At 37.1% G+C, this 11,778-nt stretch carries 6 protein-coding genes; 2 read left to right on the top strand and 4 right to left on the bottom strand.

Translation table 11 applies throughout. The annotated features are described in order from the left end of the window. Window positions 1-52: 52 nt before the first annotated feature. Window positions 53-2,452, top strand: a complete 2,400-nt coding sequence (locus BLT95_RS11845) for a glycoside hydrolase family 31 protein (RefSeq protein WP_089666384.1) — start codon at window positions 53-55, stop codon at window positions 2,450-2,452. Between the two features lie 80 nt (window positions 2,453-2,532). Here the strand turns inward: BLT95_RS11845 and BLT95_RS11840 are convergent, their stop codons facing one another. The 4 genes from BLT95_RS11840 to BLT95_RS11825 form a co-directional block, all read right to left on the bottom strand. Next, window positions 2,533-6,399, bottom strand: a complete 3,867-nt coding sequence (locus BLT95_RS11840; RefSeq protein ID WP_157718055.1) for a helix-turn-helix domain-containing protein — start codon at window positions 6,397-6,399, stop codon at window positions 2,533-2,535. A gap of 384 nt (window positions 6,400-6,783) precedes the next feature. Beyond that, on the bottom strand, window positions 6,784-7,437 hold the full coding sequence (deoC, locus tag BLT95_RS11835) for a deoxyribose-phosphate aldolase (RefSeq protein ID WP_089666382.1): 654 nt from the start codon (window positions 7,435-7,437) through the stop codon (window positions 6,784-6,786). A 2-nt stretch (window positions 7,438-7,439) separates the two neighbouring features. Continuing rightward, window positions 7,440-8,066 carry a DUF4403 family protein gene (locus BLT95_RS11830; protein WP_231896364.1) on the bottom strand — a complete coding sequence of 209 codons (627 nt, stop codon included), beginning with the start codon at window positions 8,064-8,066 and terminating at the stop codon, window positions 7,440-7,442. Between the two features lie 396 nt (window positions 8,067-8,462). Continuing rightward, window positions 8,463-9,893 carry an amidohydrolase family protein gene (locus tag BLT95_RS11825; protein ID WP_089666380.1) on the bottom strand — a complete coding sequence of 477 codons (1,431 nt, stop codon included), beginning with the start codon at window positions 9,891-9,893 and terminating at the stop codon, window positions 8,463-8,465. Between the two features lie 238 nt (window positions 9,894-10,131). Between BLT95_RS11825 and pckA the strand changes: the two genes are divergently transcribed. Beyond that, on the top strand, window positions 10,132-11,709 hold the full coding sequence (gene pckA, locus BLT95_RS11820) for a phosphoenolpyruvate carboxykinase (ATP) (protein ID WP_089666379.1): 1,578 nt from the start codon (window positions 10,132-10,134) through the stop codon (window positions 11,707-11,709). Window positions 11,710-11,778 lie beyond the last annotated feature (69 nt).

Genomic DNA, 11,778 nt, shown 5'->3' with positions numbered 1-11,778 from the left:
TAATTCACGGGAATAAACTTCTTTTGTAATTAGCTAAAAAGACTGTAAGACTATGATTACCAATACAGAACTGGAACATAAGGGGAATCTATACCCCAACGGATTAATATCATATGAGCACGACCAGGACACCATAAACTTCGTCACTAAAAACGGGGTAAGGCTACAAATTACCGTGCTTCGGGATAATATGTTGCGAATGCGTTATTCTACTAACGGAATTTTTGATCACGATTTTTCGTATGCGGTAGACGAAGATCATCCACATGGATTTAATCAGCTTAAAGTAGACGAAAATGAAACCCATGTAGTGATCACAACAGAAAAATTTCTTTGCAAAGTGGCAAAAGATGATATTCGGCTTGGGATGTATGAGCTTAACGGGAAACCCATTTTAGAAGATGAACTGGGTTTTCACTGGGAAGAGAGCTTTGAATTTGGAGGTAATTTTGTAAAAATGAGTAAATCGTCCAAAGACCAGGAAAATTTCTTCGGTCTTGGTGATAAGCCCACCAATTTTAATTTAAAGGGAAAGCGACTGAGCTTATGGAATACAGACCAGTATGCATATGGGAAAGACACCAACGAACTATACAAGGCTGTACCCTTCTATATGGGACTTCATGGAAATATCTCCTATGGAATATTCTTTGACAACACCTTTAAAACTCATTTCGATTTTTGCAGTGAAAGAAGGCATGTGACCAGTTTTTGGGCAGATGGCGGAGAAATGAATTACTATTTCATGTATGGTCCGCAGATGTCTGATGTGCTTACAACCTATACTGATCTCACCGGGAAACCTGAATTACCTCCTATGTGGGCCTTAGGTTTTCACCAGTGTAAATGGAGTTATTATCCGGAAAGTAAGGTTAAGGAGATCACTTCTAAATTTAGAGAATTGAAATTTCCATGTGATGCCATCTATCTGGACATAGATTATATGGATGGGTTTCGCTGTTTTACCTGGAATAAGGAATACTTCCCAGATCCTAAACGAATGGTTAGCGAACTGGAAGAAGATGGTTTTAAAACAGTTGCCATCATTGATCCAGGTATAAAAATAGACCTCAACTATAATATTTTTAAAGAAGCTCTTGATAATGATTATTTCTGCCGAAGAGCCGATGGCCCCTACATGAGAGGGAAAGTTTGGCCCGGTGAATGTTATTTTCCAGATTTCACCAATCCTGAAGTTAGAGAATGGTGGAGCGGCTTGTATAGAGAACTAATAGGGGATATTGGTGTAAAAGGGGTTTGGAATGATATGAATGAACCTGCCGTTATGGAGGTTCCGGGAAAGACCTTCCCTTTAGATGTACGGCATGATTTTGATGGTCACAAGTGCAGTCATCGTAAAGCCCATAATATCTATGGAATGCAGATGGCCAGAGCAACTTATGAGGGGGTTAAGAAATTTAATTTTCCTAAGCGACCTTTTATTATTACCCGTGCAAATTACTCTGGAGGGCAACGTTATACTTCTACCTGGACAGGTGATAATATTGCAAGCTGGGAACACTTATGGTTAGCAAACGTCCAGATACAGCGACTTTGTATGAGCGGGATGAGCTTTGCAGGATCTGATATTGGCGGATTCGCTGAACAGCCTTCCGGAGAACTCTATACCAGATGGCTGCAATTAGGTATTTTTCATCCATTTTGCAGAGTACATTCTTCCGGCGATCATGGGGAACAGGAGCCATGGTTCTTTGGGGAGGAAGTTCTTGATATTACCAGAAAATATGTAGAATTAAGATACCAGCTTTTGCCTTATCTCTACACGGCATTTCATAAATATGTAGATGAAGGCCTGCCAATTTTAAAACCTCTGGTATATTTTGATCAGGAAGATGTTCAAACACACTATAGATCTGATGAGTTTATCTTCGGGAACCAAATTCTGGTGTGTCCTGTTCAGGAACCAAATGTTCAGGGAAGAAGAATGTATATTCCTCGCGGTAGGTGGTATAATTTCTGGAATGACAAATTAATAACAGGAGGTAAGGAAATGTGGGTAGATGCTCCTTTAGATACCATTCCTATTTATATTAAAGAAGGAGCTGTGATCCCTAAATATCCGGTTCAGCAGTATGTAGATGAACTTGAAATTGACGAAATAAGTCTGGATATTTACTATAAAGCAGGTAAAGAGAGCTCAGAATTCTATGAAGATGCGCATGATGGTTACGAATACCGCCAGAACATTTACAGTCTGCGAACCTTTAAGCTCACAGGAAAAGAAGACGGGCTCATCATACAACAGCATAAAAGCGGAAAATATTCAGCGCCCTATTCAAAATTCAAACTTAAATTTCACGGCCTTCCTTTCGAGATCAAAAAAGTGATTTTTGAGAACGAAGAAGTGGCATTAGAAAATTTGGAGTATAATGCCGAAGAAAGGACAATTATAATAGATAAAGAGTTTAGTGACATCCATGTAATTGGATAAGCGATTAATACAATAAATAAAAAAAGCTGTCTGAATAATTAGATTTACAGACAGCTTTATTTTGCAATTCTAAAAGAAGGCTAGTCAATAGACTTATCCTCGATGGCGTCGGTAAGACTATATCCATAAAACCTTTTAAAGGAGCTGTAGAAAAGCTTAGGACTTGAAAAGCCAGATTTATAAGCTACTTCCATAATATTCATATCTGTATGCTCCATAAGATCCCTGGCATAATTAAGCCTTGTAAACTCCATAAAATCCAGTGGGGAAAGGTTTACCAGGCTCTTAAGCTTCATAAAAAGAGTATTGCTGGATACTCCTAGAGCCGCACTAAGATCATGAACCGAAAAGTTGTCATCTCTAATGTGCTGCACCACAATATCGCTAAGATTGGTGATAAATTTTTCGTCACCCTCATTTCTGAATTTTACCTCAACGGCTTCCAGGTGAGACCTCACATAAGAGTTTCTCAAATCTTTCTGCCAGGTAAGAATCCTGGTGATTCGGGAAAGTAACATATTTAAATCAATTGGTTTTCTAACAAGTTCTATCATCTCATCCAGTTGATCATCTCCAAAAACCTGCTCCTCATCTGCTACCAACAAGATATTGATATGATTTAAACCTATATTTCTTTTCAAAATTTTTGAAAGTTGAAAAGCGTTCATATCTGGTAAGACCAAGCCCGAAATAATAATATCTGGAAAGATCATTCCGGCCTTCTCAATTCCTTCTTCCGCCGTACCAGCCTGATAGATCTGGCAGTATTTCCCAATGCTATTTACGAGTAAATTACGTGTTTCTACCTCATTCTCGATAATTAGAATCCTGCTTTCACTTAAACTCTTAAGCTCTGTTGGGACTTCAGCTTTTGAATTTGTCTTAGATTTTTCAGCTTTAAAAATAGCTGCGGCCCTTTCAGGTACTTTTCGGTAATCTTCTTTTTTATTCTTTAGAACTGCAGTAAAAGTTGAACCTTCATTTTTCTCAGTTTCATAACTGAAGCTTCCTCCCGCCTTTCCTATTATATCCTGAGCTTTTAAAATATATCGCAAACCACTCTTGTCACGAAACTTTCTATTAGGGTTCAGCGATTTTTTCTTTTCAATCACTTTAATATCATGGTCCGGCATTCCCCTTCCGTTATCGGTAATTTGTAATTTAAGATCCCCAACGCTGGTTTGAATAAGATTCACTATAAGTTTTCCTTCTTTAAATGAGTATCCGGCACTACCTGAAATCAGACTGAAAAAGATCTTATCCAGCATTTCAGTATTGTAATAGAATTCTGAATCGCCCCATTGATCATTGATGATGAGTTCCAGATCTTTCATCCTATATACTGGCTCAATATCTTTTATAGCCTGCGGAAGATGGGATTTTATTGTGATCTTAGATATCTCATAAACCGATTCCTGATAATTAAAATTAAGTATCTGGTTAAACAACTCATCGAACCTGGCAGCATAACGCTGAAGGTCTTCCGTATTCCCCGCTTCAGCAGAAGATGAAATCTTGCTCAGGGATTTAACAGCGCTCTCAACAGGTTGTTTAAATTCTTTTTGAAGCTGATCCCTAAGTTCTTCTTTTGCCAGTAGATCGGCATTCTTTGATCGCTTTATAAACACAAAAACAAAGATCGCGACCATCGCTAGTATGCTTACCCCCATAAACAAATAAACGCTGCTTATAGCTCCTCCAACCGCCACGACATTTATTTTCAGGTCCTGTGGTACTGTCCAGGTTGCATTACCAAGCCTGGCGCGAACCTTAAAAGTATAATTACCAGGACCAAGATTTGAATAGCTCGCGGTATTTACCTGTGACGGCTTACTCCATTCATCTTCCAGACCCTCCATTTTCCAGGAATATAAAATAGACTCAGGTGCTAGATGCGAAATCCCTACAAACTCTATTCTAAAACCTTTTGTTTCATCAATTTCTACCAGCTCATTACCCTCAAGCTGGATATTTGCTTTTTTTTCATCCTTTTCTGAAGGAAGACTCATTTTCTTTAATTTCAGGACAGGTTTAAATTCCTGTTGAGCCAGCATGGACTTTGGTTTAAAAATATTGATCCCATTAGAACTTCCTATTACCAGCGATCCATTTTCAAGCCTCGTAAAGGCTGAGGTAAGCTCATTCGTGGTTAACCCGTTAAACTCTGAAAACACTTTTACAGACTCTCTATCGGGATCATAAAAAGAAAGGCCCTTATCTGATGCTATCCATAAACCTTCCTCCAGATCACTTCCCAATGCGGTTATATTGTTAGAAGGTAATCCAGATTCCTCATTGAACAGCTTTAATTTTTTATTTTCAAAATCATAGATCAAAAGTCCCGCACCTTCTGTAGCAAATAAACCAAGACCTTCCCTGGTTATTTTCAGGTCGTTTATAGAATAGTATAAAAAGTCTTCATTGGCAGTTAGAGTTTCCAGATCGGTAATACGTCCGGAATAGGGATCCAGAGAATGCACCCGGGATTTCGTGGCGATAATCATCTTTTTAGGACCTAATTCAGCAATCGCCTTTACCCCTTTAATGGGATAAGTCTTAATCTCATTATTAGGTTTGATCATTGCAAGGTAACCGTCTTCCCCGCCTATCCATACATTCTTTTTTGCATCAGCAAAAAGTGTATTTGCTGTCTGTATTTTTATTTTATACAGCGCATCCACAGAATAATGCGCGCGTAATAACGTATTTATATTGATCTTATAAACTCCATCATCTGCAGTACCTACCCAGATATAATCTTCAACCGCCACTATATCTGTGATATTATCTGGCTTATTCAACTGTCGGTTATAATTTAGATTTTGAATATGTCTCCAGCGATTCGTATTAGGATTCCATATACTTAAACCTTTCCCCGTTCCAAACCAAACCTGACCATGAGCATCTGTTTGCGCCGCTGTTACAAAATTATTTGCGAGACTGGAATATACCGAAGGATCGTTCTTAAGCTTGTCTATAGCAAATCCTGAAAAATTTTGAAGGTAAAGCCCCTCTTTAGATACCATCCACAATAGATTTTGATCATTGAGATGAATTTTATAAATATTATCTGGATAGGAGCTGTCTTTTTTACCTACAATCTTTAGATCATCATTAAGCCTAAAGATTCCCGATCCATTTGTAGAAACTATTATTTCATCGTCAAATTTCTGAAGATCGGTGATCTCCTCTTTTGAAAGTGCATAGGGTAATGAATAAATTTTTTGAACATTCTTAAAGTCAGCATCTGTTTTAAAAATTCCACTCTTTTTAGTTCCGAAGATTATTTTATCATTTAGAGGAAGGGCGCTTGAAATATGAAGATCATGGTAATATCCCATATCCAGTTTTTTGAATTTACCCGAACGCCTGTTAATTTTAAGAACACCGTTAGGTCCCGCAAAAACAATATTATCGTTAAATAGAACAATATCTGAAGCAATCGTGTTTTCTGAAAGAAAACGGGAAATCCCAAAGTCAGGCTTTTCAGAATCGATATTCAGCTTGAAAACACCGTTCTCTGCAGCCACCCATAATTGGTTACCAGAGTCTTCAATCATTTTATAGATCCTTCCTGTAATGCTGCTCACGAAATGAAATTCATTTTTTGCTGCATTAAAAACTGCCAGGCCCTGATTACCCGATAGCCAGATTTTATTTTCTGAATCGGTATACGTTTCAATAAATTCTGTTCCAATTGCCTTTGGAATACCCTTGAATTTATTAAAATCTTTGGTTTCGATTGAATTGTACGCCATTACCTTAACAGGAGTCGTAATCCAGAGATTATCTCCAAGATCCTGTTGAATGTGTACTTCTTCAGCCTTAATGAACGGGTCTATTGCTTTAACCCTTTGAACTGAATTTGTTGTCTGCCCGATACTCGTACCGGTGATCCCCAGAATAAATAAAAAGGAGTACAGAAATCTCAATTTAAAATGCCCCAAATCTCAAATTTTAGTTGATGTAAACAGGGATAATTTAGGAATTATAAGATTTGCAAAGCTCTGTTTCATAAAGTTTTAGAACTAATTTATTAAGACGATATTAACAATAAGAAGAAAGAATTTTCAGACAAAATAGTGAAGAAACAGTTCCAACCTTTTGAGAAAGCAAAAGCGGGGAACTGAATAAAAATAAAAGCAACAAACAATTAAAAAAGGCTAACCATAATATACAAACGCATATCAAGTTAGCCTTCGTGTTATCGTTTTACCGATTAACAACATATAAATTTACGACCATTATTTATTATTTCCAACAGCTAAATAAAAGCAGACGAGAAATACGGGATTTCCCCTATATTCCAGATTTATTTTAATAAATAAACTTTAGGAAGCCGAATCTCCTGTTACAATCCTGATACCCGAAGAGGTTCCAATTCTATCAACTCCAAGAGCTATATAATCTTTTGCGGTTTGTATATCTTTTATCCCTCCGGAGGCTTTGATCTTGATCTTATTACCTATCGCTTCTTTCATAAGCTTAATATCATTTACGCTGGCACCCCGGCTTCCAAAACCAGTAGATGTCTTTACAAAACCTGCTTTCGCTTCCACTGCCAGTTCACAGGCTTTCATGATTTCTTCCTTAGTTAGATAACAGGTTTCTATAATTACTTTTAAAACTTTATTGCCTATCGCCTTTTTAATGGCAGTGATCTCCTCCAGAACTTTTCCATATTCTCCATCTTTAAAAAGCCCAACGTTCATCACCATATCAATTTCATCAGCGCCATCTTCTACACATTGCACGGCTTCGGTTATCTTTGTGAACGTAGAACAGGCACCTAAAGGGAAGCCTACAGTCGCTGCAAGCTTTATATCAGATGTGATTAGTGCTTTCCGGGCTAATTTTATCCTGGAACTGTTCACACAAACCGCTTTGAATTTATACTGCACAGCCTCAGCACATAGTTGTTCTATCTCTGCTGTTGTCGCATGAGCCGCCAATAAGGTATGATCTATAAAATGATTAATCTGCATATTTAAAAATCCAGTTTGGTAAGTTCAATAATCCCGGTTCCTTTTACGGTGATGGAAACCCAAAGATCTTCTTCTCCAGCTTTGAGATTAGATAATTGCATGTTCTCTAACGAACCTATTAGATGAATACCCTCCTTGGCTTCAAGCTTATTTTCCAGTTTTTCATTTAAAGATTTTATATGTTCCTGTATATGTGGCAAAAAGTCAAAATTCATTTTTCGTTTAAGCTTGTCATACATCCACTTATTCACCACAGTTTCCAGGAGCTGATCTGCAATCCAGTTCTTTGTTTTTCCATCAATTTTATAATCTTTAAGAGCGATCCTTTGTTCTTCTTTATGGAGCTCCAATTTAGCATGAAAAAAGACTCTTACCTGTTTATTCTTAAACAGATTGGTTAGCGTTTGTAGATTAACATCAAGACAAAAATCAAAACCCTCTTTGTCGCTTCTTCCAATGGAAACATTAAGGATCTGTGCATAATTAGATTTTTCGCCGTCGGCCCCTTCCTTACTAATAATCTCGCCTATCATTTTAGACTGAAGAAATTTATCCAATACAGGATATCCAATCTTTACCGGAATGGTAACATTTACGTTAGTATCTGAAATTTTTTCGGTGTTTTCCATCTTCTGCATGCTACTCTTTAATATTGCTTTTAAGTAAGGTAAATAAAACATTTACATAAGCAGAATGGGAAGCGAATTTTAATAGATAATTATAATTTGAAGTGACAAAAGGCAAAAATTCTGAAATATTCTAAAAGCTTAAATTGAAGCTTTCATCAAAGAAAAAACCTATCCCAGCCAAAACCTGGCGGCCTTCTTATTACTTCATCAAATGAAAAAAGGGACCGATTTCCCTACAAAATCGAGCCCCTTTTATTTTTAACTAAATTCTATTTCAAATATATTTTATATCCTTGATCCCTATTAACTCTAATAAATTAATTATTAGCATTATTCGTTATATTAACATGCCAACAAACTGGTTATGTGAGTATTCCATATGTAAAGCTATTCTGACTAATTTCTGAAATCTTCAGCATCCTGAACATCTCTAAGAATTCCTTCTCTCATTACATGAGAAATAGATCTAAGGTTTGAAATATCTTTTGATGGATCTTTTTCTAAAACAATTAGATCTGCGATCTTTCCGGTTTCCAAGGTTCCAAAATCTTTTAATCTCTCCATGGCCATAGCCCCGTTTTTAGTGGCCATTACAATAAGATCCCGTGCAGGAATTCCAGCTTCCTGCATTGCTTCAATTTCATCATAATAAGATATCCCATGAAGTGTCCCAGGGTTACCTGCATCTGTGCCCACTACAATAACTCCACCCTCATCGTAAACTCTTTTGAGATTTAGCATGATGTTTTCTGTCTCCTTTCTAAGTCGCTCATCGATCATTGGAAGCCTACTTTTTAAAGTTTTCGCACGTGTGTCTCCCAGAAATTTTTTAAAATCTGAAGCATTTTCTAACAGTTTCCTGGTTTTTGAATCTACAACCCGGTTTGGATCATTCAACTTAAAACTTTCACCCAGCAAAGCTTTATAAGTATGGTAATAACCTCTTCCCACAGTGATGGTTGGGTTATAGAACGTATTGTTCTTCTTCATTAGCTCAAGAAATTCTTTATCTATCAAAGTATCAGTTACGCTATGCACCAAAAGTTTGGCACCCAACTCCATAGCCATTTTAGCCTCCGAAAGATTTGTTGCATGCGCTATTAATTTATTATTCTGATTTTTGATCTCATCGGCTACTGCATGAATATCCGTAACGAACTCGGGATCATTAGGACTAAATCCCCAAACCTTAATCCCTGTAGTTCCTGCATTTGAATTTTTTATAACAGCATCCCTGCCCTGCTCTTCAGACCCCAGATGAGTAAATGTGCTTTCGCCATTAACAGTAAATATCCCGATCATTTGCTCAGGAGCAGGAGTGATAAGTGGTCCCGCCGATGCCGTATGTGGAGCTAACGGATTGTTATCATTTTCCTCCTGAAATTTGAGAGTCCATAAATAATCTCCTACATCATATACACCGGTAATTCCAGAACGTAAATAAGACTGATAATATCGCTCTGGATTATTTTTCTGGTATTCTACTACATTTTCCAACGGAATAGTATCCCTTAGATCTGCCGCATCTGGCCGGGAATCGAAAAAACCAGTCTGAAAAAAATGCATGTGTGCGTCCACCAACCCAGGCATTATATATTTTCCTGAAACATCTATAATTTGGGAATCCTGAGGTATTTCCATTCCAGCATCCCCAATACTCCTTATTCTATTTCCTTCTATAATAATGACACCATTCTGGATACTTTTTCCATTGCCGTCAAAGATAGTAGCTCCCATCAATGCTTTTGATGAGACTTCGCTCTGGGCATTACCAGAAATAATAAACATAAATACTAATAGGTGAAAGAACAGGAATCTAATTTTCATATGTGACTGGCTTAAAATAAGTTGTTCAGGTAATTTACGATTAATAAAGATCGATGATAAATTGGAATGAATCTATTTATTATAACTTTTACAAAGTCTCGATTTAATGTTATCTCAGTAGATTTAGTCTTAATTTTATCGTAAAAATCAATAAAATTTGATAAAATCCCGTAAAATAGCACTTATTAATAAATTTTTACCCACATTGCTAAGATATCAATAATAACCAAGCAGAATTATGAAACCTTACAACGACGCTAAACGTTCTCATCATCAGTTATCTCCTTCTGATTTAATTAATATTATCAAAGATCAAAAGGAAGGCCAAATGACTAATTCTGGCAGTATCGCAATAAACACAGGTGAATTTACTGGTAGATCCCCTAAAGATCGGTTTATAGTTGAAGAAACTCAGACTATTGACAAAGTACATTGGGGCGACATTAATATACCCATCTCATTTGAGAAATATTCTAGGTTAAAAAAAGAGGTGCTTGCGTATCTTGAAGACAAAGAGATCTATACCAGATTCGCCCACGCGGGAGCTCTGGATAAATACCAGTTAAACCTGGAAGTGATCACTGAGTATTCCTGGTCTAATCTTTTTGCATATAATATGTTTATAAGGCCAGAAGAAGATGAGCTAGAAAATTTTGTAAAAGACTGGACTGTGATAGATGCCCCGGGATTTATGGCAGATCCTGAAGTTCACGGAACCAGACAGGGCAATTTTGCTATCTTATGCTTTTCAGAAAAAACGGTTCTTATTGGAGGTACGGGTTATACGGGCGAGATTAAAAAAGGAATCTTTTCGGCACTAAATTTTATCCTTCCAACAGAACATGATGTTTTACCAATGCATTGTTCAGCTAATATGGGTAAGAATAATGATACAGCCATCTTTTTTGGACTTTCCGGTACGGGCAAAACAACTCTATCTGCAGATCCCAATAGAAAACTAATTGGAGATGATGAACATGGCTGGACACCTGAAGATAAAATCTTCAATTTTGAAGGTGGCTGCTATGCGAAAGTGATCAATCTTAATAAAGAATCTGAGCCTGATATTTATAATGCCATTCGCAAAGGATCTTTACTTGAAAACGTTGTTATTAAGAATGGAGAGGTAGATTTCGCAGACACTTCCATTACTCAAAATACAAGGGTAAGTTATCCTATTCATCATATTGATAATATTCAAATTCCATCTGTTGGAGAAAATCCAGAGAATATATTTTTTCTCACGGCAGATGCTTTTGGTGTACTACCCCCTGTATCTAAACTAACTGCTCACCAGGCAGCTTATCATTTTATTTCAGGTTATACATCTAAAATTGCAGGTACTGAAGCTGGAATAGATGAGCCTGTGCCTTCATTTTCCGCTTGTTTCGGAGCTCCTTTTATGCCTTTGCACCCAACAGCTTATGCTGAAATGCTAAGTGAAAAAATATCAAAAAGCGGGGCAAATGTCTGGCTTATTAATACCGGATGGACCGGTGGTGCTTATGGCGTTGGTTCCAGAATTCAATTAAAATATACCAGGGCCATGGTAAATGCTATTCTAGATGGAGCACTTGATAAAAGGTATTCTTATGAAAAGTATCATATTCATTCCGTTTTTGGAGTTGCACAACCAAGATCCTGTCCAGGAGTACCAGACAAGGTGCTAAGCCCAAGGGCGACTTGGAATAATGATGATGCCTACTACAAAGCAGCTTTTAAACTTTCAAATGCATTTAGAAAGAATTTTGAGAAGTTTGAATCTTATGCAAGTGAAGAAATTAGACGTGGGGGTCCTCAACGTTTTGACTTCTAATTAACATGCAGAATCTTTAATATACTTGTCTCCCTCGAAAAGACCTTTTAATTAATAGCAAGTAATAAT

It is taken from the genome of Gramella sp. MAR_2010_147 (assembly GCF_900105135.1).
Lineage (GTDB): Bacteria > Bacteroidota > Bacteroidia > Flavobacteriales > Flavobacteriaceae > Christiangramia.
The sequence above is the reverse complement of the archived record's forward strand: the minus strand, read 5'-3'. Positions and strand labels throughout refer to the sequence as shown.

Coding starts and splice junctions, on each gene's coding strand:
- deoC (WP_089666382.1), bottom strand. CDS start 7,437: ATGCAGATTAATCATTTTATAGATCATACCTTATTGGCGGCTCATGCG.
- BLT95_RS11845 (WP_089666384.1), top strand. CDS start 53: ATGATTACCAATACAGAACTGGAACATAAGGGGAATCTATACCCCAAC.
- BLT95_RS11825 (WP_089666380.1), bottom strand. CDS start 9,893: ATGAAAATTAGATTCCTGTTCTTTCACCTATTAGTATTTATGTTTATT.
- BLT95_RS11830 (WP_231896364.1), bottom strand. CDS start 8,066: ATGGAAAACACCGAAAAAATTTCAGATACTAACGTAAATGTTACCATT.
- pckA (WP_089666379.1), top strand. CDS start 10,132: ATGAAACCTTACAACGACGCTAAACGTTCTCATCATCAGTTATCTCCT.